Genomic DNA, 22265 nt, shown 5'->3' on the forward strand with positions numbered 1-22265 from the left:
CTCAAATGACTATAGGATTTGTCAGATACTGACAAAGAGTGGGGAGGTAGGTCGATGTACCCAGCGCGGGTCGCCGTAGTCGCGAAGATCGAATCTGAGCTGGGCCCCGTCGTCGCATCCGCAGTACACGCGATTCGCGACGCGATCCCGGTCTACCGATCACTGCAGGGTGCGCAGTTGGCCGATGTCGAGGCCATCGCATATTGGTCGCTGAGGCGGTTGATGGCCCTGTGGGCGCATGGCGATCGGACGATCGACGACCGTGACCACAGTAGATTCCGCGCGATAGGTGCCGCGCGCGCAGCGGACGGGCGCCCGCTGGCCGATGTGCTGCGTGCGTATCGAGTCGCGTCGAGCGTGTTCGTTCGGCACGTGACAACCGAGTATCTCGATGTACTCGAACCACCGGACATTGCCGAACTCGGCCTCGGCGTACTCGACGCCATCGACGCAATCTCCGAGGAAATCATCGGCGCGTACGTCATTGCGCGCGAACAGCTCACATCCAACCGTGCGCAGGCGCATGCCGCGCTGCTCGACGACCTGCTTGCTGCCAGACACAACTCACCCGGGACGGTGTCGGATCGTTCGCGCGAACTCGACCTGAAGCTGCCCACGCACCCGAATCTGCTTGTGGTGCAATCGACAGATCCGGGCCGACCCATGTCCGACGACACCGTCGAATCGCTGGTCCTCGCAGTAGGACTCGTTCCGCCGGACCGCACCGCGCCGTCGGGTCAGCGGAGCCACTTGTGCACTCGGCGCGAGCAACGTGCGATCGTGTTGTTGCCACCATCGATCCACCGCGCCGAGGCGGACCTCGCGTCTCGAGATCTGATGCTGCGCGGATGCCTCGTGGAGAGATCCACCATTGCCGGTATCAGCAGTTCGTGGCGACTCGCATCGGAAGCGCTGGACACCGCACCGGATCACGCGTTCGACGACCGGGCACTGCTCGATCAGGGCGACGGTCAGCTGCTGGCACTGCTGACCGCGCGCCCCACCGCGGACACGAGCGAGGTGGTACGTGGCGTGCTCGGTCCGCTGACCGAGGCGGCGAACGAACATATTCTGCAAGGCCTTTCGGCCTTCATCGCCACCGGTACGGCAACGGCTGCCGCCACCCGACTACAGGTACACCCGCAGACTCTGCGCTACCGACTGCGCCGAGCCCAGGAACTGACCGGCCGAGATCCCCGATCTGCGTGGCATCGACTCGCGTTGGACACTGCGATTCAACTCCGGCAACTCGGTTGATCCGGCCTTCGGCAATGCCGGGCACATCGAGAACCCGGACACCCATGCATGGATCCAAACGAGGACTCGTCACCTTCTTGGGACGGTGATCGAGCGATTCAGTTGATGTTCCACGACTCGACAGCATCGAGTCGCCGGCCGTCGGAGTCGTACGTGTAGAAGCCTTCACCGTCCCCGAGACCGGTCTTTCCCGCGTCGATACCCTTTTGCAGTATGTCGGCAAATTTGACCTGATCCTCGCCACCGTGTGCGCGCGCGATGTGTGCAGCGACGTTGAAGCCGACAGTGTCGTATATCTGGAACGGACCGGCGGGTGCCCCGGTGGCTATGCGCCACACGTTGTCGATGTCCGCCGGATTGGCAACCCCGCCGACGTAAAGGTTGGCTCCTGCTTGCAGCAGCGGGATCAGAAGGCTGTTCAGCACGTATCCCGGAATTTCCTTACGGACCGGAACGGGAACGAGACCGATCTCCGACGCAAAGCTCAGTACGATATCGAAGTAGACAGGATCTGTTGCAGCAGTTGCCATCACCTCACCGGTGTTGTACCGCCACACGAGATTGGCGAAGTGCAATGCAAGAAACTTTTCCGGCCGCCCGGTGGCCTCGGCGAAACTGCTGGGCAGTAGTGACGACGAGTTGGTCACGAAGATAGTTTTCGGCGGAGCGGACGCGCCGATATCCGACCAGACCTTCTTCTTCAGGTCGAGATCCTCCGGAACTGCTTCGATCACCAGGTCGGCGTCCGAAACGGCCTCGGCGACGCTGGTGGTGGTCGTGATGGATTCGATGGCCTCGTCGAATCGCTCCTCGTCGAAAGTCTTCAGGTCACGCTTGTAGTATCCGCGCATCCATTCCCAGCGGTCCGGCAGCTTGGCAAGTAATTCGTCGGAAATGTCGTATCCCACAACGGTTTTTCCGTGGTAAGCAGCCTGCATCATGATCTGCGAACCGAGCACTCCGGTTCCGAGTACGGTCACGTTATCGACATCGGTCATGGACGACACACTTCCCTTTATGTAGTCACTGGTTTCCCGCTCTCCAAGTTCTACCGCTGAGCGCGAAGCCATCGTCTCGTGGGGTCCAACAGCGGACCGACTCGACCGACGACGGCGCTTTACACTCCACAGGATCGACGGTTCACGCATACTCGAACGATGGCTGTCGATCCCCGCGGAAGAGACCTGAAGCGCTACCTCGAAGAAGACCCCGGTGGGCCGGTGGTGATGCTCAACCTGCTTCGGTTCGCCGAAGGTGGCCGCGATTCCTACGCGGAATATGCGAAAGCACTGGACGAGACGTTTCTCCCGCGCTACGGCGCGACGGTGCTGTACGCGGGCGACGGTTCGACCGCACTTGCCGCCGAGGACGGACAGGCCTGGGATGCAGTGCTCCTGGTCCAGTACCCGTCACGTAAGGCGTTCAGCGAGATGGTGGCCGATCCCGAGTATCAGACGGTGACGGCGTTACGGACCGCCGCGTTGACAGAGGCGGTCCTGCAGGCCACCATTCCGTGGTCGTGAATTCGCCCCTAGGCTTCGCATCCGCGTTCGCAAAGAGGGACTTCACGGCGTTGCGAGCAACTTACTGCGGAACAGGTCGAGTACCTGGTCCAAAGCCTGCCGTGTCGGCTGCCCTGGTTCGTCGATGAGTCCCTCCGTGACAACGGAATGCGGCGGTCCGAAGGCTTCCGGGTTGAACGAGGAGTCGGGTAGTTCCACCGAGACGAATGCGTCGCCGAGCTGCTCTCGCAGCCATTGGAATCGCACAGGCGGGCACATCTTGTCGCCCTCGAAGCGCATCCCCAGGACCGTGAGTTCCCCTGCTGCACAACGACTTTTGACCTTGTCGAGATCGCCCGGGGTGATATCGATGGATCGAGCGCGAGACTTCGATGCCGCGAACGGGAGCGACGGCTGCGAGAGCACCGGTGCGATCAGTCGATCGTCCGCCGCCATGGCGAGAGCGAATCCGCCGGTGAAGCACATTCCGATGGCACCGACGCCCGGTCCGCCGCAGCGCTCGTGCTCCTGCGCCGCCAGAGCCCGCAACCACACCACGATGCGCGACGATTCACCGGTAGCGAGGATGGTGAATTCGCGACTGATGCACGCCGGCACCATGGCGCGGGACATGGTGGCAACGGTGCCGAGCGCTCCCAGCGGCGCGGTCAGCGGATCCTTGCCGTCGACTCCGAACAGGTGCGGAACGACGGCCGTACAACCGATTCCGGCGACGGTTCTCGCGAAGTCCGCCACCCTGGGAGTGATGCCCGGCATTTCCGACATCACGATTACAGCAGGTCCGGTTCCGATGCGATAGACGGGCGCTGTCCGCCCGTCCGCGGTGAACTCGGTTCGCTCGAAGTCGGCCAGTGCGTCATCGGTCATGGGAGTGCGTCCTTCTGCCAAGGGTTCACCGCGCCGAGCCGACGCTTGCGATCAAAGCTAGATCATCGCGGATCGACACGACGTCGATCGAACACGTGTCGCTTACGCACTCACCACGAGTTCGTGTCGGCCAGAACGGTCACACCCAGCGCGACGAAAAGCGTGGCACCGGCCGCAACTCCGAACAGACTCGCGGCGGGCGCTCCCGCGCGTCGGCCGAGCACGCTCGCCGCGACATCGAGGGCATCGATCCCGACCCCGGCCGCCACCGCCGCCTTTCGAACGTCCGAGGACGGGTGATGCAACGCCATTCCGAGTGCCAGATCGCGTACTCCGAAGAGGCGAGTCGCCACCCCGGCGCTTCCGGGTTCACGCATGGGTCCGAGACCGAAGGCGCGCCACGAGTGCGCAGGACTGACCCACGACACCAAACCGGCAGTCGATCGCAGAACCGACAGTGCGAGCAACGGGGTCGACTGTGAACGCATAGCGTCTCCTTCAGATTTTGTAGTGGTTACTACAGAAACGCTACCTGTAGTGCCCACTACAATCAAGGCGTGGCCACCAAACATTCGCGCGAAGAGATGCTGTCCGGCGCGTTGGACGCTGCCCTGGAAGGCGGCCTGAGCCGCTTGACTTTCGGCCGACTCGCGTCGCGTCTGCAGATCAGCGATCGCATGGTCGTCTACTACTTCCCCACGAAGGACGACCTTCTGACGTCCGTTCTGTCGGTGGTGGGAGACCGATTGCAGCACGTGCTGTCCACGGCGTTCCCGACGCCGATGAACGACCACCGCTCCCTCGTCGCGGCGGCGTGGCCGGTCGTGGCAAAACCTGAATACGATCCGTTGTTCGGTCTGTATTTCGAGGCGATAGGACAAGCCACTGCAGGACTGGAGCCCTACCGGTCGGTGGCCTCACTCTTGGTGGAGGGCTGGATCGAGTGGCTCAGCGGCTTTGTCGTCGGTAGTCCGGACCATCGACGGATGGAGGCCACAGCTGCAGTGGCACTGCTCGACGGCCTACTGCTCATGCGTCTGTTGGGAGGCAGCGATCTCGCCGCCACCGCATCGACGTCACTGCTGAACACCGGTGGATCCCAGAGGGAACGACCGAGTTCATGACGACGCCGGTTCTTCGATCGGCGTCTGGAACGACCACAGATGTCCCTCCGGATCGCGCACGCTGTATTCACGGACGCCGTAGGGCATGTCGGTGGGCAGGTAGTCGATCGATGCCCCGGTTGCCGCCACGCGAGCGTGGTGGGCATCGACGTCGTCGACGAGGATCGCAAGCGATGCGGTGACCGATCCGGTTGTCAGCGGCGACACCATCCGATGTTCGGAGGCCTCGCGGTGAAGCCACACCACACCGTCACCCGCATGCACTTCCCCGTGCACTGCTCTGTCGCCGCCGTATTCGATGGGCCCGGGAGCCAGTCCGAACACGTCGACGAGGTAGGAATGCGCTGCTGCGATGTCGCGATACACCAGCAACGTGGTGCGTCTGGTGACTGCCGGCTCCTCGGCCGACAGGCCCGAGAGTAGGTCCAACAGCGCGTCGTCGCCGAGGAGAGCACCATGCAGTAGCCGGTCCTCGACCGCCCGAACCCGCTCTCGCACACGAGCGAGCTCGGCCATCTGCCGGTCCAGGTCGGCCAGATGCTGCCGACTCAGGTGCAAGAGATCCGCTGCGTCCGGCTCCACATCGCCCAGCGGGGTGCCCAGTTCTCGGAGCAGTCGAATCCGGTACAGCCGGTCGAGGTCACCCCCGTCGTAGCGACGCCTGCCCCCTCCGTCTCGGACGGGAGCGAGCAGACCGAGTTCTTCGTAGTAGCGCAACGTACGCTCGGTGACGCCGGTTCTACGGGCCACATCACCGATGCCCCATGTGCTGGAATCGCTGCTGTTCATGCAGGCAACGGTAGAACCTCACGCCACGTCAGGAGCAAACTCGGCCGGTTCGGATCACACGTCTTCGAGTCGAATTCCCTTGGTTTCCTTCATGAAGAAGCAGGCGACACCGGTCAGAGCGGCCAGGAACATGATGTACACACCGAACACCCAGCCCAAGTCGAGGCCGAGGAAGAGCTGGTTGAGATACGGCGCAGTTCCGCCGAACACCGCTACCGAGAACGAATAGGCGAATCCGATTGCCTGCGTGCGGAGTCGGGTGGGAAAGCTTTCCGAGAGAGTCGAGGAAAGGATGGATGCCGGGACGGCGATGACGAGCAACGCCACCGTCGACGGGAGCAGCAGTGACCACCATTGCGTCGAGATCATCATCGTCAGCGGGATCTGCAGCACGAACATCAGCACGGCGAACGCGGCCAGCATCGGCCGTCGACCGATCGAATCCGAGAGACGACCGAAGAACGGCAGGGACACCAGCGCTATCAACTGAGCGACGACGAGCATCCAGTACGCGGTGTCCGGGTTCATCCCCCGCTGCGTGATGGCGAACGTCGAGACGTAGGAGGTCCAGGTGTAGTGCGCCGCAGTGATTCCCGACGTCATTCCGATCATCAACACGATCGCCTTGACGACGGTCTTGCGTGCGATCGGTGCCTGTTCCACCTTGTTCTGCTCCGAATCGAAGACCTCGCTCTCGTCCATGTTCTTGCGCAGGTAGAGCGCGAACAACGCCAGGAGTGCTCCCAGCAGGAACGGGATACGCCAACCCCACTGGCCGACAGCCGATTCCGACAGCGTCGAGGTGATGACGCCACCGACCGTGTACGCCAGAGCCGACCCGCCGAAGATCGCGACGAACGCGACGCTTCCCCACATGCCCCGACGGTTCGGCGGTGCGATCTCGCCGACGTAGGAGTACGCCGTCGCCGACTCACCGCCGTGCGCGAATCCCTGCATGACGCGTGCGAGCAACAGCAGTACCGAGGCCCAGGCACCGATCGCACCGTAGGTGGGCATGATGCCGATCAGCAGGCTGCCGGTCGCCATCATGAGCATCGTGGTGACGAGAACGAACTTGCGGCCCTTCTTGTCCGCGATCCGGCCGAACACGATGCCGCCGAGGGGCCGCATCAGGAATCCGACGGCGAACACTGCCAACGTCGACAGCAGTGCCGAGACCGGATCTGCCTGACTGAACATCGCCGCCGCGATGAACGGTGCGAACACCGCGTAGGCGCTCCACTCGTACCATTCGAGAACGTTGCCGACGGTGCTGGCGAAAAGCGATTTCTTCCGCGAGGAGATATCGGGTGCCGAGCGGGTATCGCGTGATGATCCGACGGTCATGGAGTGTCGCTTTCGGTCGAATGGTTCTGCACTGGAACAGGTTTGAGTGCTGCACGCCGAATCTTCCCGGTCTGGGTCTTGGGAAGTTCGTCGATGATGTGAATGGCCTTCGGGCGTTTGTAGGCCGCCAGTCGGTCGCGTGCGAAATCCACCAGCGCATCCGGCGTCACCGTGGTGCCGTTGCGCAGGGATACGTAGGCCACCACCGATTCGCCCTGGTAGTCGTCGGGCCTGCCCACCACAGCGGCCTCGAACACCGCGGGATGTTCGTAGAGGGTGTCCTCGACCTCTCGGGGCCAGACCTTGTACCCCGACACGTTGATCTGATCCTTGAGCCGGTCGACGAGATACACCCATCCGCCTTCGTCGATGATCGCCACGTCTCCCGTACGAAGACGACCCCCGGGCATCGTCGACGCGGTCGCATCGGGATTGCGCCAATAGCCCGAGACCACCTGCGGACCCGAGATCTCCAGTTCCCCCGCGATTCCCGCGGCTGTCGGCTCCCCGGAGGAGTCCAACGTACGCAACGTCACTCGCGGCAACGGCAGCCCGACGGACAGCGACCCACTTGCGGAGTCCACCGGCGCTCGGGTGCCGGGCGGCACCGCGATGACGCCCGCTGTCGTTTCGGTCATGCCGTACGCGTTGTGGATGTAGCACCCGAATGCGGACTCGAAAGCGGTGACCGTTGCGGGCGGAATGGGTGCGCCGCCGGAGTACAAGGCCTTCACCGACTCGAAGTGGGCACGCGTCGCACCTGCAGTCTCGGAGATCGCGTTGAACACCGTGATCGACCCGATGGTGTACGTGACGCGGTGCTCGACGAAGGCGTCGAGAGTGACTGACGCATGGAAACGATGAGCGAAGACGAGCACACAGTCGCGTATCAGAGCAACCGCCGCGTCGAGCATCGCGCCGGTGATGTGAAACAACGGCGCGACGGCGAACACGACGTCCCCGTCGGCGAGACCGGCCCGTTCCCCGAAATCCAGGGCCGTCGCGAATGCGTTCGCATGCGAGATCTGCGCACCCTTCGGCGGTCCCGTGGTTCCGGACGTGTAGGCCAGGAGTGCGAGATCGTCCGGGTGCGGGGCGAATTCGGGAACGGACCGGCCACGGTACAGATCGATCAGGCCCATGAGATCGTCGTCGGGGCGGGGGGTCACGCGAGACGTCGAAGTGAAGACGCGCGGGTCGTTGCGGGTCTGCAGGTCCAGTCCACTGGTGCTCACGAGCAGCCGAACCGTACTACCACGCAGTGTCGAACCGAGGGCTTCGAGATCGTGTTCGTCGCAGACGAGCGCGATCGGTTCTGCGTCGTCGATCAGCGTCCGCAGTTCGCGATTGCGGTACATCGGGTTGAGGATCAACGCGACCGCCCCGATCTTCCACAGCGCGAGAAAGGTCAGGGGGTACTGCGGAATGTTCTGCAGATAGATGCCGACACGGTCGCCGCGCGTCACTCCGCGGTCGATCATGGCGGCCGCAAGGGCGTCGGATGCCTCGTCCGCCTCGCGGGCGGTGAGCACGGAGTCGAAGTACGCCAGCGCCGGCCGGTCCGGGGCGTCGGACACTCTCCTGCGCCATCCGTCGAGGACGGTCGCAGGCCCGATCGCTCTGTCGAGGGTCATGGACGGCCCTTTCGGTTGACCGGAATCTCGGCCCAGGAGGACCGACCGAACACTCGCTCGGCGATGGTGTTCACAGTGTTACGGATCACAACTTCGGTGTCAACCCGGTGCGTAGCGGCCGGTGACCACCCGGTCGACCTCTACGGTAAGCGCATGACCGCGACCCACATCTGGCGCAAGTACGAGGGATCGAACCTCTCCCCAGCATTGGCGTCGGCGTTGAACACGTTCGTCGAGCAGGGGTACCACGGCACATCGGTGCGGCAGATCGCTGCAGGTGCGGGCCTGTCCGTTCCCGGCCTGTACCACCACTTTCCATCGAAGCAGGCCCTGCTGGTCGGCATCATGGACGCGTCGATGGACGAACTGCTGAGTCGGACTCGATCGGCCGAGAACGAAGCAGGTCCGTTGCCGAGCGATCGGTTCGACGCGGTCGTGGAGTCCCTGCTGCTGTTCCACATTCACCGACGCGACGCCGCCTTCGTGTGTTCGACGGAGATCCGCAGCCTCGAATCCGCGAATCGCGCCGCGTACATCGCGAAGCGGGACGAGGAACAACGACTGCTCGACGCCATCGTCGTCGACGGCGTCGAGTCCGGCGTCTTCGACACTCCGCACCCGGCGGATGCCAGCCGAGCCGTCACGACGATGTGCGTCGGTGTCGCAACGTGGTATCGACCCGACGGGCCGCTGTCTCCGACCGAGCTGGTGGCGGTGTATCTCGACATTGCCCGTCGTACGGTAGGAGCCGCGACCGGCGGGCGGGAGTAGCTGCCCCGGAATCCTTGACCCGATCGAGTGATTGTGCCAACCTTCCAGTGACCGAGCGAGTGTTCGGTCGGCACCGGAATGGGAGCGCATCGTGGCCATCGATCTGACATTCGACCCCGACATCGAGAAGTTGATCGAGAGGACGCGCACGTTCACTCGCGAACACGTGCTTCCCATCGAGGACCGATTTCTGGGGAACGTCGCCGATGCCGGCGGCGACCGACTTCGCGTCGAAATGCAGGCAGCCGCCAAGGATGCCGGCGTGTTCGCCCCACATGCCCCCGTCGAATACGGCGGCCACGGTCTGTCCATGAGCGACCGCGCTCCGGTGTTCGAGGAAGCCGGTTACTCACTGTTCGGACCGATCGCTCTCAACCTCGGCGCACCCGACGAGGGCAACGTGCACATGCTCGCCCACATCGCATCGACGACGCAGAAGGAGCAGTTTCTCGCTCCCCTGGCGCGCGGTGACATGCGCTCGGCGTTCGCCATGACCGAACCTGCCCCGGGTGCCGGGTCCGATCCCTCGGCCCTGACCACTGCGGCCGAGCGGGTCGACGGTGGCTGGAAGATCAACGGACACAAGTGGTTCATCACCGGTGCCGATGGTGCAGGTTTCTTCATCATCATGGCCCGTACCTCCGGTAAGCCAGGAGATCGCGGCGGCGCGACGATGTTCCTGGCCCCTGCGGACACCGCGGGGATCACGGTCGGCCGTCACATCGGCACCCTGGACAAAGCCATGATCGGCGGGCACTGCGAGGTGTTCTTCGAGAACGTGTTCGTGCCCGACGACAACGTTCTCGGGGCCGTCGACGAGGGATTCGCCTACGCCCAGGTGCGTTTGGGGCCCGCCCGCATGACTCACGTGATGCGGTGGCTCGGAGCTTCCAGGCGGGCCCACGACATCGCCGTGGCGCAGGTCGCTCAGCGCGAAGGGTTCGGCGGCAAGCTCGGCGATCTCGGCATGGTGCAGAAGATGGTCGCGGACAACGAGATCGACATCGCGGCCACCCGCGCACTGCTGATCAAGGCCTGCTTCGAGCTGGATCGGGGTGGGCACGCGAGCAACGAGACCTCCATTGCCAAGACGTTCGCCGCCGAGGCGATCTTCCGCATCGTCGACCGCAGCATTCAGATGTGCGGGGGCCTCGGCGTATCGGACGATCTTCCGCTGGCGAGGCTCTCCCGCGAGGTGCGTCCGTTCCGTGTGTACGACGGCCCGTCCGAGGTACACCGCTGGGCCATCGCCAAGCGGACGATCGGTGCAGCCAAGCGCGCAGCGCGGGAGGCACAGTCGTGAGCGAACTTCCGGGCATGAATCGCGATGCGCTCGAGCAGTTCCTGCGAGGGAACGGCATCGAGGTCGACGGTGAACTGTCGGTCGAGATGATCAGCGGGGGTCGCTCCAATCTCACCTACAAGGCATTCGACGATTCCTCGACATGGGTTGTTCGCCGCCCTCCCACCAGTGGGCTCACCCCCTCGGCGCACGACATGGCCCGCGAGTGGGCCGTCACGGAAGCCCTTGCATCCACCGACGTTCCGGTCGCTGGGACCATTGCGTTCGATCGGGAGGGTTCGGTGCTCGGTGCACCCATGACCGTCGTCGACTTCGTACCCGGCCGAGTCGTTCGTAGCCGCGAGGATCTTCGCGATCTGACGGACGCTCAGGTCACCGAGAACGCCGCCGAGTTGGTCCGAGTGCTCGCCAGGCTGCATGCCGTCGACCCCGACGCCGTGGGCCTCGGCAGCTTCGGCCGTCCCGACGGGTTCGTCTCGCGACAGGTCGCGACGTGGGCTCGGCAGTGGGGACGAGTCAAGACTCGTGATCTACCCGATGTCGAACGATTGCATCGCGCGCTGGAAGCAGCAATACCGGCGGGATCTGCGTCGTCCATCGTGCACGGTGATTATCGCGTCGACAACACCATTCTCGACGCCCATGACGTCGGTTCCGTTGCCGCGGTGGTGGACTGGGAGATGTCCACGCTCGGCGATCCGCTGACCGACGTGGCTCTGATGTGCATCTACCGCCAACCGGTCTTCGATGCGGTCCTCGGCGCGGACGCTGCCTGGACGAGCGATCGGTACCCCTCCGCAGCAGACCTCGCGCAACACTACGCAGTGGAATCCGGTCGGGAGCTTCATGATTGGGGCTTCTACCTCGCCCTCGCCAATTTCAAACTCGGAGTGATCGGCGAGGGAATCACCTACCGTGCGCTGTCGGGCTCCGACACCGGGGCCGGTGCAGGCAAGGCCGCCGAGGCCACCGGGGAGTTCATCGCGGCCGGGCTGCGAGCACTCGCAGGAACCACCGACTGACGCGAAAACCGCTGTCAGGCAGGTTCTCTCATCACACCGATGTGGCGGACGGTGCCGGACACGCCCGGAAGCTCCTGGGGTTCGGACCAGGTGTTCAGCCCGTCCGTACTGTCGGAGTAGAAGTACTTTCGGTCGGTGTAGTCGTCGTAGTACAAACGCCAGGTGCCGTCGGGCAACTCGATGACTGCCGGGCCTTCTTTCAGTGGTCCGAAATCGCGGGTGGGAACGACGGTGTACGGCCCGATCAACGACGGTGCCGTCCAGTGCTCGATGACCTTGTGGGTCTCGTTCTTGGTGAACGCGTGGTAGGTCGGCCCTACCTTGACCACCGTGGTGTCGATGTGGTCCGCTCCGATGCCCACGAACGGAACCGGGAAGCTCCACATCCTCAGGCCTGGATCCATGGCCGTCATCAGGTACGGCACGAACCCGCCGCCGGTCGACAGCGAGACGATGATGCTGACGCGGTCCCCCTCGACGAACCACTCGGGTGCCCATGCCTTCGTGGTGAACGGAGACAACGACGGTCCGTCCGAGAAGCCGGCCGATCCGCTGAATCCGGAAGGGCTGGCAGATCCGGTACCGGCCCCGGTGCCCGGTAGGAAAGCGCAGCAGAACGGGATCGGGAAGTTCTGCAGGAACGTCCAGTTCACGCGGTCACTGCTGCGCGCGAAGCCGATGTTCGCACCGCCGCCGGTCGTGTACGTCACGTAGTACATCCCGTCGGTGTGCCGGAAGATGCTCGCGTCGCGCACCACTCCGGACGGAGGTCGGTACGCCGATGTCTGCAGTGCTGTGAAATCGGTGCCGTCGCTGGACTGGTAGACATCCATGTCTCGATCGCTGTCGTTGCTGAACGCCACCATCGTGTATCGCCACGAGGAGGGTGCAGCGGCACCTGTTCCTGCGGCGGAGAACAGCAGTCCGGCGACAGTCAGGATCACCATCGGGACGACGAACAAGAACCTGCGTGCGGTGGATGTCACCGAGGAAGTATGTCCGACCCGTACGCATCATGCGTCACTTTGGTAACAGCTCCAACAGATCGTTACCGATGTTGTTATGAATGCGAAATGTACTGAGTCGTGGGCTTGGCCTGGTACATCTCGTGATCGGCATCGTCGAGTATGTCCAGTGCACTTCGAGTGTCGTCGCGGTCGACGGTGACGACACCGATGCTCGCCGTCACCGTCAACACCCGCCCCGCGGCGGTGATGGGAGTGGCCAGTTCGGCGCGAACGTCGTCGGCCTCGGTGCCGATGCACCGCGAAACGACCGCCACGAACTCGTCACCCCCGATGCGACCCACGAAGGCATCGGCCGGGAGAGCGCGTGTCAGTCGGTCTGCCACCACCCCCAGAACGGCGTCGCCGACAGTATGACCGTGTAGATCGTTGATGGTCTTGAAGTTGTCGAGGTCGATGAACAGTACGGCCATGGAGTCCTCGCGATCGGGCATCGCCAGTTGCTCGTCCAGGCGAGCCAGAATCAAGGGCCTGTTCGGCAGGCCGGTCAGGTCGTCGTGCGTCGCCGCATGCTCGAGCTTCATGCTCATCCGGTAGGTGTCGGTGATGTCGACGAACGTCGCCACCACGGAGGGGTTCGGATCGACCGGGGTGAGCATCGTCGCCGTCAAGGACAACCAGAAGTTCCGACCGTCTCGGCGACGTTCGACCCCGATCACCGCCTGGCAGGGCTCACCGGTTTTCCTGGTGACGGCGACCGGATGCTCGAACGGGTGAATCGGCTCTTCGTCGGTGCCGTACACCCGAAACGGAAGAACGGATGCCTGTCCTGCGGTCGCCAACCCGACCTGGATGTCGAGAATGGTCTTCGCAGCCAGGTTTGCCGATTCGATACGGCCGGTGTGATCGAGAACGACGACACCGGCCTCCAGCGATTCCACGACCGCGGTGAAATGATCCTCGACTCTGCGTACTGCGCTCTGGTCGGCGCAGACCAACACATAGCCGTCGGGCATCTGAGCAGCCGACACGATCACCGCAAGCGCCGTCCCGTCGGCATGTCGATGCGAATCGGTCAGTCGGCCGCCGACAGCGAGAATCGCGGCCGGATCGCAGGGCACCCCGACGGCCGCCGAAACGTCACGTCCGAGCACGTCCGCTGCCGGTCGACCGTAGACCGACTCCGCAGCGGGATTCCAGCTCGACACCAGACCGTCGGCGGACACACCGATGATGGCATCGCTGACGTGCTCGACCAGAGCGGCCTGCTTCTGCAGCGCCTTCTGCGCAGCCTTGTGTTCGGTGAGATCGCGAAGAATGACCTGAAACGCCGGCTCACCGTTCCACACCGTGCGCACCGATACCGCTTCCATCGCCAGTGTCGTCCCGTCGAGGGCCAGCACCGTCGCTTCCGACGCGGCGCTGGCGGTGCCGTGTGTGTCGAGGGCGGCGATCCGCGCGAGCATGGGGCCCACCGATTCGGCGGCGATGAACTTCGTGATCGGATGCCCGATGACGTCCGCTGCTGCCTCGGCACGCAGATATCGCATTCCGGCGGGGTTGAGGTAGACGAGGATGCCTCGTCGATGGACACCGATGGCGTCCGGCGAGTGCTCGACGAGAACCCGGTAGCGATCGGCGAGTCCGGGCGACGCGGGACTCGATCGAGGGTCGCCGACGCCATCACGCTCCCCTGGAGCCATGCTCGGTCCTCGCGATCGTAGACGGACGGTCAACACCCGATTGAACCACTTACGAACGTACCGTTGGCGACTCATGTCCGTTTTCGACCTTATGTCCGGTTTCTCGGCTGGACCTGACGCCTGTTTGCGGGGCTAAATCGAGGAGCGAGCCGAATCCGGTTCGCGTAACTCGAAAAGAAACGGATTTCGACGTGAACTCTCTCGGCATCGACATCACCGGTATCGGCGCACTGTCCGGCTACGGCTGGGGCGCAGCCGCCCTCTGGGACGGCCTGTCCACGGGCAAGGCGGCAGCCACGCTGCACCACGACCACACCCGACCGGGGCAAAACCCGGTGTGGCTGGCGAAAGTCCCCGACGGCGGGGACCAGAGCGATGGCGCCAGCCGATTCGGGCGGGCACTTCGCGGGGCAGCGCGGGAGGCCATCGACGACGCGATGGCGCGGGGCTGGCAACCCGGTCGGCGAGTGGGTCTCATCCACGCCGTCGTCCTGGGTGAAGTGGACGAGTGGCGTAATTTCTATCTGCACGACGGCGGCCAACGCCGTGTTCGTGACTATCTCACGCTGATGCCGTCCACCCCGGTGTCCCTGTTGATGCAGGAATACGGCTTTCACGGTCCGGCCATGAATGTCTCGGCGATGTGCGCGTCGGGCAATGCAGGTCTGCTGACCGCCAAGATGTGGCTCGATACCGGTTTCGTCGACGACGTGGTGTTCGTGGCCACCGACCTGTCCTTGACTCCGGAGAACATCGACCACTTCGTCGCGCTCGGCGTCGGTGTCGTGGACGTGGAGCCACAGGAAGGCTGCCGCCCCTTCCAGGAAGGCAGCCGCGGGTTCGGAATGGGTGAGGCTGCAACGGCATTCGTACTGTCGACGCGCAGCTCGGCCTCGTACGCGCGGGTGCTGGGCGGTTCGATGACACACGACGCGTTTCATGCCACCTCGATCGACCCTGCGCTCACCCAGGTGCGGGCCTGCTTCGAGCAGGCGTTGGTCGACGCCGACGTCACTGCCCGGCAGGTGCGGTATCTCAACGCTCATGGTCCCGGCACCGCACAGTGCGATGCGGCCGAAACTGCGATGTTGGAGACGGTGCTTCGATCCCTCGCACAGGTGTACTCGGTGAAGCCGCTCACGGGCCATTGCCAGGGGGCGGCCTCGGCAATCGAAACCGTATCGGCAGTCATGGGATTCGAGCGCGGACTCGTTCCGGCGGCCCCGCAGGTCTCTGATGCTCATCCCCTGCTGCTCGACGGATTCACCACCGCCGAGGCAGGATTGACCGTGAAATCGTCATTGGGAATGGGCGGTCACAACTCGGTGGTGGTGTTGGCTCCGGCGTGAGCTGCACTCGTCGGTCCGGCAGCCCGCGTGGTCGCGGGCTGCCGGCTCGGCGTGCGGACTTCAGACCTGAGCTGCGTTACCGCAGATTCCGCATTCCTCGAATTCGACGCGCTTCCAGCGTGCGACCGGAACGAAGAACAGCGTGAATTGCTGATACTGCTTCATCCGCGCCCACTGGGTGGTGTTGTGGCACCGCGGACAGTTTCGGGTTGCCCCTGGGCCGATGTGTTTGCGCTTGCTGCCGAAACCGAAGAGAAGAAACATGACACCAGCCTAGGGTTCGGACGGCGTCAGCTCGCGATCATGCCGTGTGGATCGATGACGAACTTCTGTGCGACTCCGCTGTCGAATTCGCGGTAGCCGCGTGGTGCGTCGTCGAGCGAGATGACGGTGGCATTCACTGCCTTGGCGATCGAGACACGTTCCTTCAGAATCGCATTCATCAATTCACGGTGGTAGCTCATCACCGGGCACTGACCGGTGGCGAACGACAGCGATTTCGCCCAACCGGTGCCGAGACTCAACGACAACGCGCCGCGCTGGGCCGCCTCGTCCACGCCACCGGGGTCTCCGGTGACGTACAGCCCCGGGATGCCGATTCCGCCGCCGGCCGTGGTGATGTCCATCAACGAGTTGAGAACCGTCGCAGGCGCTTCACGAGACGAATCTCCGCCGTGGCCACGGGCTTCGAATCCCACCGCATCGACGGCCGCGTCGACCTCGGGGACTCCGAGGATCTGCTCGATCTGGTCCTGCGGAGCTCCCTTGCCCACGTCGACGGTCTCGCAACCGAACGTTCGCGCTTGGGCGAGCCTGTCGGCGTTCATGTCGCCGACGATCACCACCGATGCTCCCAGTAGTTGTGCGCCGACAGCGGCGGCGAGGCCGACCGGGCCCGCACCCGCGATGTACACCGTCGCACCGGGTTTCACCCCTGCGGTCACCGCCCCGTGAAACCCGGTGGGAAAGATGTCCGACAGCATGGTCAGGTCCAGAATCTTCTCCAGAGCCTGGTCACGATCGGGAAACTTGAGCAGATTGAAATCTGCGTACGGTGCCATGACGTATTCGGCTTGGCCGCCGACCCAACCGCCCATGTCCACGTAGCCGAATGCCGAGCCCGGTCGATCGGGGTTGACGTTCAGACAGATTCCGGTCTTGCGCTCCTTGCAGTTTCGACACCGGCCGCAGGCGATGTTGAACGGTACGGAGCAGATGTCACCGACCTTCAGAAACTCGACGTCTCTACCGACCTCGACGATCTCACCGGTGATCTCGTGACCGAGCACCAGCCCCTCGGGTGCAGTGGTTCGCCCGCGAACCATGTGCTGATCACTGCCGCAGATGTTGGTCGAGACAACCTTGAGGATCACTCCGTGCTCGCACTTGCGGCCGATGTTCGCCGGGTTCACTCCAGGGCCGTCGGTCAACTCCAGGCCCGGAAAAGCAATGTCCTGGACCTCCACTTTGCCCGGTCCTGCGTACGTCACTGCGCGGTTGTCTGCCATGAGTTCTCCTCTTCGTCGAGTGAGTTGTGTGCTCATCGAGCCAAGATCATCGACCCGATCGCATCTGTGGCCTGCCTCACACCAGTATGCACAGTTGCGAATAGGTGCGTTGACGAGAAACTCGAATCGGCGCGAGTGAACACTCTCGCCTCGCACTCGATGAACCGATGCATCCCGCGCACTTGACTCGACTGATGTTAGCGCTCACACTGTGTTGCACACGTCACAGCGAGTGGCACCGCGAAGGAGTTCTGCATGCCGGTTGACCAGTACACGGTAGGTGTCGATTTCGGCACCCTGTCCGGACGCGCCGTCGTCGTTCGCGTGTCCGACGGTGCCGAAATTGCCTCGGCAGTCCACGATTACCGACACGCGGTGCTCGAGGAGACGCTGCCCGGCGGCACGGTTCGGTTGCCCGACGCGTGGGCACTGCAGGTGCCCGACGACTATCGCGACGTCCTGCGCCGCGCGGTGCCTGCCGCTCTGGCGGCCGCGGGCACCGAACCCGACCAGGTCGTCGGCATCGGTACCGACTTCACCGCGTGCACCATGGTGCCCACCTACGCCGACGGCACGCCGCTGTGTGAGGACCCGCGCTTCGCCGATCGGCCGCACTCGTACGTGAAATTGTGGAAACACCATGCAGCACAGGGGCAGGCGGACCGCATCAACGAGCTGGCAGAACAGCGCGGCGAGAGTTGGCTCCCCCGCTACGGCGGACTGATCTCCTCGGAATGGGAGTTCGCCAAGGCGCTGCAGATCCACGAGGAAGACGCCGAGATCTACGACGCGATGGACCGATGGGTCGAAGCGGCCGATTGGATCGTCTGGCAGCTCTGCGGACACTACGTGCGCAATGCGTGCACGGCCGGATACAAGGGCATCTATCAGGACGGGCACTACCCGTCCGCGGACTTTCTCAGCGAATTGGCACCGGGCTTCGGTTCCTTCGTCGCCGACAAACTCGATCAGCCGTTGGGCGAGTTGGGTTCTCGCGCAGGTACGTTGACCGCCGAAGCCGCGCACTGGACCGGGCTGCCCGAGGGCATCGCCGTCGCGGTCGGCAACGTCGACGCGCACGTGACCGCCCCCGCGGCCGGAGCGGTGGAACCGGGCCGGATGGTCGCCATCATGGGGACCTCGACCTGCCACGTGATGAGCTCGACCGTCCTGAAGGAAGTTCCCGGCATGTGCGGGGTGGTGGACGGTGGAATCGTCGCCGGATCCTTCGGCTACGAGGCCGGACAGAGCGGCGTCGGCGACATCTTCGGATGGTTCACACGGACCTCGGTTCCCGCGTCGTACAGCGAGGCGGCTGAAGCGGCAGGTGAGTCGGTACACGAACACCTGACTCGCCTCGCGCAGACGCAGGACGTGGGTGAGCACGGGCTCGTCGCGCTCGACTGGCACAGCGGAAACCGATCGGTCCTGGTCGATCACGAACTGTCCGGTCTGGTCATCGGAACCACGCTGGCGACGCGACCCGAGGACACCTACCGCGCACTGCTCGAAGCAACGGCGTTCGGAACCCGCGTCATCGTGGAGACGTTCCGCGACAGCGGCGTTCCGGTCGAGGAGTTCGTGGTGGCAGGAGGGTTGGCACGCAACCCGCTCCTGATGCAGATATACGCCGATGTGCTACGAATGCCGTTGTCGGTCATCGCTTCTGCACAGGGACCGGCGCTGGGATCGGCCATCCATGCTGCGGTTGCGGCCGGGTGCTACCCCGATGTACCCGTCGCGGCGAAATCGATGGGCAAGGTACGTCGCGGCGCATTCGTGCCCGACGAATCACGCTCGGCGGCCTACGATTCCCTGTTCGAGATCTATCTGGAGTTACACGATCGATTCGGCCGAGACGTGCCGACCATGCGCCGACTGCGGGCGCTTCGACGTGACGCACTGACTCGAAAGGTGGACGCGTCATGACGGTCGTCGACGATGTGCGCGAGGTCATCGAGGAAGTGCGCCGTGACGTGTGTACGTTGCACTCCGAGTTGGTGCGCTACGGACTGGTGGTCTGGACGGCAGGCAACGTCTCGGCGAGGGTCCCCGGCCGGGACCTCATGGTCATCAAGCCCAGCGGAGTCTCCTACGACGACCTCACGCCCGACAACATGGTGGTGTGCGATCTGCACGGCAGGGTGGTCGAGGGTGACCATGCACCCTCCTCGGACACCGAGGCGCAGGCCTATGTCTACCGGCATCTCGACCACATCGGCGGTGTGGTGCACACACATTCGCCGTACGCGGTGGCGTGGGCGGCCCGAGGAGAACCCATCCCCGTGGTCACCACCATGTGCGCGGACGAGTTCGGCGGAGACATTCCCGTCGGCCCCTTCGCCGTCATAGGCGACGACTCGATCGGACGCGGCATCGTCGATACCCTCGCCGACAGTCGATCTCCGGCGATCCTCATGCAGAACCACGGTGTCTTCGCGGTCGGCCCATCCGCCCGATCTGCGGTGAAAGCCGCGGTCATGTGCGAGGACGTCGCGAGGTCGGTGCACCTGGCATATCAACTGGGACAACCTCTTCCCATTCCGAGCTCGAAGGTCGACGCACTGTACGACCGCTATCAGAACGTTTACGGCCAGCGCTGACCGGCGCGTCCGATCTTCTCTCCACGGAGGTACCCCCATGTCCGAAATATGGTTTCTCACCGGCAGCCAAAGCCTCTACGGCCCCGAGACCCTCGAGCAGGTAGCAGTTCAGTCTCGCGAGATCGCAGACAAACTCGATGCGGCACTGCCCGTCTCGGTGATCTGGAAGCCGGTGCTGCTCGACGCGTCGTCGATCCTGCGCCGTATGCGCGAGGCGAACGCCGCCGACGAATGTGTGGGCGTCGTGACCTGGATGCACACCTTCTCCCCCGCCAAGATGTGGATTGCCGGCCTCGACGCGTTGGACGTCCCGCTGCTGCACCTGCACACACAGGCCGGAATGTCGTTGCCGTGGTCGACCATCGACATGGAGTTCATGAATCTCAACCAGGCCGCCCACGGGGACCGCGAGTTCGGACACGTCGAATCTCGGGTGGGTGTTCTGCGCACGATCGTGGCAGGCCACGTCGACAACCCCGCGGTGATCGAGCGTGCGGAACAGTGGGTACGAGCAGCTCTCGGCCGCGCAGAGTTGAGGTCACTGTGCCTGGCACGTTTCGGCGACAACATGCGCGACGTCGCAGTGACGGAGGGCGACAAGGTCGAAGCCCAACTGCGATTCGGAGTCTCCGTCAACACGTACGGCGTCAACGATCTGGTCGAGGTCGTGGACGGCGTGAGCGATTCGGCCGTGTCCGACCTGATCGACGAATACCGGTCGTCGTACGACATCGCACCGAGTCTCGACAAGGGCGGTGACCGCCACGAATCGCTCCGCTACGGCGCCCGGGTCGAGGCCGGGCTGCGGAAGTTCCTCACCGACGGTGGATTCACGGCCTTCACCACGAACTTCGAGGATCTCGGTGGGCTTCGCCAGTTGCCAGGACTCGCGGTGCAGCGCCTGATGGCCGACGGGTACGGGTTCGGCGGTGAGGGCGACTGGAAGACCTCGATGTTGTTGCGCGCCATGAAGGTGATGGCCGAGGGACTCGACGGTGGAACGTCGTTCATGGAGGACTACACCTACAACCTCGTCCCGGGGGCCGAGAAGATCCTGGGCGCGCACATGCTCGAAGTGTGCCCGTCGATCACGACCTCGCGGCCTACGCTCGAGATCCACCCGCTCTCCATCGGCGGCCGCGAAGACCCGGTGCGCCTGCGCTTCACCGCCGATCCCGGCCACGGCATTGTCGTCGGACTCTCGGATGTCGGTGAACGATTCCGATTGACGGCCAACGTGATCGACGTCGTCGAGCCCGACGAGGCGCTACCGAATCTGCCGGTGGCCTGCGCTGTGTGGGAACCGCAGCCCTCACTGTCGGTATCGGCCGAGTCGTGGCTGACCGCAGGGGCACCCCACCACACGGTTCTCAGTACCGCGATCGGCTTGCCCGTGCTGGAGGCATTCTCGGACATGATCGGCGTCGAGCTGCTCACCATCGACTCCGCAACCACCACACGTCAATTCCAACAGACACTGCGATGGAACGCGGCATACCACCGACTCGCGGCGAAGCTGTGAGGTCGTTGCTCCGACCGCCGGCTCATCCGTGACGTCTTCGGTATTCCTGTTCGGCTCCGGGGTGGAGGGGAATGCTTCCGGTCATCACCAATGACCGCGCGTCGAGAAATTGACTACCGATCGCCTGACCGGGCACCAGCGCGGACGACTGATCGAGAAGCACACTCACCAGTGCAGCGACCACGCGGTCCGGCACATCCGGATGTGCCAGCAGAAGATTCGGAATACCGACGGTGGTGACCTCCGGATGCTCGCCGTACACGTTCGGCGGCACCGGCACCGCCTCGTACGCGGTACCGAATTCGCGTCGGAGATCAGTGACGACGGTTCCCAGATCCAGTAGACGAATCGCGGCTCGAGGCTGGGCAAATGCCGGAGTCGGCAACCCGCCCGCCCACATCACGGCGTCGATTTCGTTGGCCGTCAGTGCATCTGCCGCCGAGCTCATCGACAGCTGAACCTGATCGACAGCACCGCCCTCCGCCACACCCGCTGCACGGAGGACTCGCTGCGACACGTCGGTGGCACCGGATCCCGGGGCACCGATGCTCACCTTTCTCCCTCGCAGACCGTCCATGGACTCGATATCGGAGTCCGCTCGTACAGCCACTTGGAAGTAGTTCTCGTAGACGCACCCGACCGCCGCCAGCTCTCCGCTCGGATGACCGTAGGCGGCGTCCATGAGCGTCAGGGCCAGCTCGGCCTGCCGTGAACCCAACGCCTCGAGGTTGTCGACGGATCCGGCCGTCGTGAGTGGAACGACCTCGGCGACATCGGTTTTCGCGGCAGCGTCGGACAGCAATCCGGCGAACTCCCAGAAGAACCCGCCGACCTCGCCTGCCGCGAGGCGTAGCTGCATCGGCGGGTCCGAGGCGCAGGCACCCACGACGGCAGCGCTCAGGGCCAACAGACCGGCCTGCAGCGCCGTTCTACGTGAGAACGACGCTGCGGGCTGGGCCATGCCAGTCACTGTAAGGC

Annotated in this window: 21 protein-coding genes; 10 read left to right on the top strand and 11 right to left on the bottom strand. The window is 64.1% G+C overall.

Annotated features, from left to right (window positions below; all coding sequences use genetic code 11):
* The first annotated feature begins 54 nt into the window (after positions 1 to 54).
* Complete coding sequence (locus CH291_RS01995) at positions 55 to 1257, top strand: helix-turn-helix domain-containing protein (protein WP_094686594.1); 1203 nt, start codon at positions 55 to 57, stop codon at positions 1255 to 1257.
* A gap of 98 nt (positions 1258 to 1355) precedes the next feature.
* Here CH291_RS01995 and CH291_RS02000 read toward each other — a convergent pair whose 3' ends face one another.
* On the bottom strand, positions 1356 to 2255 hold the full coding sequence (locus tag CH291_RS02000) for a 3-hydroxyacyl-CoA dehydrogenase (RefSeq protein WP_082898876.1): 900 nt from the start codon (positions 2253 to 2255) through the stop codon (positions 1356 to 1358).
* Positions 2256 to 2414: 159 nt separating this feature from the next.
* Between CH291_RS02000 and CH291_RS02005 the strand changes: the two genes are divergently transcribed.
* A complete protein-coding gene (locus CH291_RS02005; protein WP_068046864.1) occupies positions 2415 to 2780 on the top strand; it encodes a DUF1330 domain-containing protein in 366 nt (121 codons plus the stop codon).
* Positions 2781 to 2822: 42 nt separating this feature from the next.
* On the opposite strand, the gene CH291_RS02010 is transcribed toward CH291_RS02005, so the two are convergent.
* Both CH291_RS02010 and CH291_RS02015 read right to left on the bottom strand, forming a co-directional pair.
* Positions 2823 to 3647 carry a dienelactone hydrolase family protein gene (locus CH291_RS02010; RefSeq protein ID WP_094686595.1) on the bottom strand — a complete coding sequence of 275 codons (825 nt, stop codon included), beginning with the start codon at positions 3645 to 3647 and terminating at the stop codon, positions 2823 to 2825.
* 110 nt (positions 3648 to 3757) lie between these two features.
* Positions 3758 to 4135 (bottom strand): hypothetical protein, encoded by a 378-nt coding sequence (locus CH291_RS02015; protein WP_094639766.1) that lies wholly within the window; start codon positions 4133 to 4135, stop codon positions 3758 to 3760.
* Positions 4136 to 4204: 69 nt separating this feature from the next.
* Between CH291_RS02015 and CH291_RS02020 the strand changes: the two genes are divergently transcribed.
* Positions 4205 to 4771: a TetR/AcrR family transcriptional regulator gene (locus CH291_RS02020; protein ID WP_094686596.1), complete on the top strand. Its 567-nt coding sequence runs from the start codon at positions 4205 to 4207 to the stop codon at positions 4769 to 4771.
* Here the strand turns inward: CH291_RS02020 and CH291_RS02025 are convergent.
* Genes CH291_RS02025 through CH291_RS02035 form a run of 3 tightly spaced genes read right to left on the bottom strand, consistent with a single transcriptional unit; the run spans position 4766 to position 8541 of the window.
* Positions 4766 to 5560, bottom strand: a complete 795-nt coding sequence (locus CH291_RS02025; RefSeq protein WP_094686597.1) for a MerR family transcriptional regulator — start codon at positions 5558 to 5560, stop codon at positions 4766 to 4768. The genes CH291_RS02020 and CH291_RS02025 overlap by 6 nt on opposite strands.
* Positions 5561 to 5614: 54 nt before the next feature.
* A complete protein-coding gene (locus CH291_RS02030; protein WP_068046850.1) occupies positions 5615 to 6907 on the bottom strand; it encodes an MFS transporter in 1293 nt (430 codons plus the stop codon).
* Positions 6904 to 8541: a class I adenylate-forming enzyme family protein gene (locus tag CH291_RS02035; protein WP_094686598.1), complete on the bottom strand. Its 1638-nt coding sequence runs from the start codon at positions 8539 to 8541 to the stop codon at positions 6904 to 6906. Before CH291_RS02035 ends, CH291_RS02030 begins: the two co-directional genes overlap by 4 nt.
* Before the next feature lie 153 nt (positions 8542 to 8694).
* Between CH291_RS02035 and CH291_RS02040 the strand changes: the two genes are divergently transcribed.
* From CH291_RS02040 to CH291_RS02050, 3 genes are all read left to right on the top strand, one after another.
* Positions 8695 to 9312 (top strand): TetR/AcrR family transcriptional regulator, encoded by a 618-nt coding sequence (locus tag CH291_RS02040; protein ID WP_094686754.1) that lies wholly within the window; start codon positions 8695 to 8697, stop codon positions 9310 to 9312.
* 91 nt (positions 9313 to 9403) lie between these two features.
* Positions 9404 to 10615 (top strand): acyl-CoA dehydrogenase family protein, encoded by a 1212-nt coding sequence (locus CH291_RS02045; protein WP_094671447.1) that lies wholly within the window; start codon positions 9404 to 9406, stop codon positions 10613 to 10615.
* The gene (locus CH291_RS02050) at positions 10612 to 11637 is read left to right on the top strand and encodes a phosphotransferase family protein (protein WP_094639762.1); all 1026 of its coding nucleotides are present in this window, start codon (positions 10612 to 10614) and stop codon (positions 11635 to 11637) included. The genes CH291_RS02045 and CH291_RS02050 overlap by 4 nt, the downstream gene beginning before the upstream one ends.
* 14 nt (positions 11638 to 11651) lie before the next feature.
* Here CH291_RS02050 and CH291_RS02055 read toward each other — a convergent pair whose 3' ends face one another.
* Together CH291_RS02055 and CH291_RS02060 are read right to left on the bottom strand one after the other, a co-directional pair.
* On the bottom strand, positions 11652 to 12584 hold the full coding sequence (locus CH291_RS02055; protein ID WP_094686755.1) for an arabinofuranosidase: 933 nt from the start codon (positions 12582 to 12584) through the stop codon (positions 11652 to 11654).
* Positions 12585 to 12697: 113 nt separating this feature from the next.
* Positions 12698 to 14305, bottom strand: coding sequence for a sensor domain-containing protein (locus CH291_RS02060; RefSeq protein WP_179276422.1), 1608 nt, complete (start codon positions 14303 to 14305; stop codon positions 12698 to 12700).
* A gap of 191 nt (positions 14306 to 14496) precedes the next feature.
* Between CH291_RS02060 and CH291_RS02065 the strand changes: the two genes are divergently transcribed.
* The gene (locus CH291_RS02065; protein ID WP_094686600.1) at positions 14497 to 15654 is read left to right on the top strand and encodes a beta-ketoacyl synthase N-terminal-like domain-containing protein; all 1158 of its coding nucleotides are present in this window, start codon (positions 14497 to 14499) and stop codon (positions 15652 to 15654) included.
* Between the two features lie 60 nt (positions 15655 to 15714).
* On the opposite strand, the gene CH291_RS02070 is transcribed toward CH291_RS02065, so the two are convergent.
* Both CH291_RS02070 and fdhA read right to left on the bottom strand, forming a co-directional pair.
* The gene (locus tag CH291_RS02070) at positions 15715 to 15918 is read right to left on the bottom strand and encodes a zinc-ribbon domain-containing protein (RefSeq protein ID WP_068046830.1); all 204 of its coding nucleotides are present in this window, start codon (positions 15916 to 15918) and stop codon (positions 15715 to 15717) included.
* A gap of 26 nt (positions 15919 to 15944) precedes the next feature.
* On the bottom strand, positions 15945 to 17162 hold the full coding sequence (fdhA, locus tag CH291_RS02075) for a formaldehyde dehydrogenase, glutathione-independent (protein WP_068046827.1): 1218 nt from the start codon (positions 17160 to 17162) through the stop codon (positions 15945 to 15947).
* A 255-nt stretch (positions 17163 to 17417) separates the two neighbouring features.
* Between fdhA and araB the strand changes: the two genes are divergently transcribed.
* The 3 genes from araB to araA are packed head-to-tail and all read left to right on the top strand — an operon-like array spanning position 17418 to position 21287.
* A complete protein-coding gene (araB, locus tag CH291_RS02080) occupies positions 17418 to 19091 on the top strand; it encodes a ribulokinase (protein ID WP_094686601.1) in 1674 nt (557 codons plus the stop codon).
* A complete protein-coding gene (locus CH291_RS02085) occupies positions 19088 to 19765 on the top strand; it encodes an L-ribulose-5-phosphate 4-epimerase (RefSeq protein WP_068046821.1) in 678 nt (225 codons plus the stop codon). The genes araB and CH291_RS02085 overlap by 4 nt, the downstream gene beginning before the upstream one ends.
* Before the next feature lie 37 nt (positions 19766 to 19802).
* Positions 19803 to 21287, top strand: coding sequence for an L-arabinose isomerase (gene araA, locus CH291_RS02090; protein WP_094686602.1), 1485 nt, complete (start codon positions 19803 to 19805; stop codon positions 21285 to 21287).
* A gap of 22 nt (positions 21288 to 21309) precedes the next feature.
* On the opposite strand, the gene CH291_RS02095 is transcribed toward araA, so the two are convergent.
* A complete protein-coding gene (locus tag CH291_RS02095) occupies positions 21310 to 22248 on the bottom strand; it encodes a TAXI family TRAP transporter solute-binding subunit (protein WP_094686603.1) in 939 nt (312 codons plus the stop codon).
* Positions 22249 to 22265: the final 17 nt, after the last annotated feature.

Origin of the sequence: Rhodococcus sp. 14-1411-2a (genome assembly GCF_002259485.1) — a bacterium.
Taxonomy (GTDB): domain Bacteria; phylum Actinomycetota; class Actinomycetes; order Mycobacteriales; family Mycobacteriaceae; genus Rhodococcoides.

Bases quoted from the DNA above. Each gene is read 5' to 3' on its own strand.
- CH291_RS01995 (WP_094686594.1), top strand. From the start codon at position 55: ATGTACCCAGCGCGGGTCGCCGTAGTCGCGAAGATCGAATCTGAGCTG.
- CH291_RS02000 (WP_082898876.1), bottom strand. From the start codon at position 2,255: ATGACCGATGTCGATAACGTGACCGTACTCGGAACCGGAGTGCTCGGT.
- CH291_RS02005 (WP_068046864.1), top strand. From the start codon at position 2,415: ATGGCTGTCGATCCCCGCGGAAGAGACCTGAAGCGCTACCTCGAAGAA.
- CH291_RS02010 (WP_094686595.1), bottom strand. From the start codon at position 3,647: ATGACCGATGACGCACTGGCCGACTTCGAGCGAACCGAGTTCACCGCG.
- CH291_RS02015 (WP_094639766.1), bottom strand. From the start codon at position 4,135: ATGCGTTCACAGTCGACCCCGTTGCTCGCACTGTCGGTTCTGCGATCG.
- CH291_RS02025 (WP_094686597.1), bottom strand. From the start codon at position 5,560: ATGAACAGCAGCGATTCCAGCACATGGGGCATCGGTGATGTGGCCCGT.
- CH291_RS02030 (WP_068046850.1), bottom strand. From the start codon at position 6,907: ATGACCGTCGGATCATCACGCGATACCCGCTCGGCACCCGATATCTCC.
- CH291_RS02035 (WP_094686598.1), bottom strand. From the start codon at position 8,541: ATGACCCTCGACAGAGCGATCGGGCCTGCGACCGTCCTCGACGGATGG.
- CH291_RS02040 (WP_094686754.1), top strand. From the start codon at position 8,695: ATGACCGCGACCCACATCTGGCGCAAGTACGAGGGATCGAACCTCTCC.
- CH291_RS02055 (WP_094686755.1), bottom strand. From the start codon at position 12,584: ATGGTGATCCTGACTGTCGCCGGACTGCTGTTCTCCGCCGCAGGAACA.
- CH291_RS02060 (WP_179276422.1), bottom strand. From the start codon at position 14,305: ATGGCTCCAGGGGAGCGTGATGGCGTCGGCGACCCTCGATCGAGTCCC.
- CH291_RS02070 (WP_068046830.1), bottom strand. From the start codon at position 15,918: ATGTTTCTTCTCTTCGGTTTCGGCAGCAAGCGCAAACACATCGGCCCA.
- fdhA (WP_068046827.1), bottom strand. From the start codon at position 17,162: ATGGCAGACAACCGCGCAGTGACGTACGCAGGACCGGGCAAAGTGGAG.
- araB (WP_094686601.1), top strand. From the start codon at position 17,418: ATGCCGGTTGACCAGTACACGGTAGGTGTCGATTTCGGCACCCTGTCC.
- CH291_RS02085 (WP_068046821.1), top strand. From the start codon at position 19,088: ATGACGGTCGTCGACGATGTGCGCGAGGTCATCGAGGAAGTGCGCCGT.
- araA (WP_094686602.1), top strand. From the start codon at position 19,803: ATGTCCGAAATATGGTTTCTCACCGGCAGCCAAAGCCTCTACGGCCCC.
- CH291_RS02095 (WP_094686603.1), bottom strand. From the start codon at position 22,248: ATGGCCCAGCCCGCAGCGTCGTTCTCACGTAGAACGGCGCTGCAGGCC.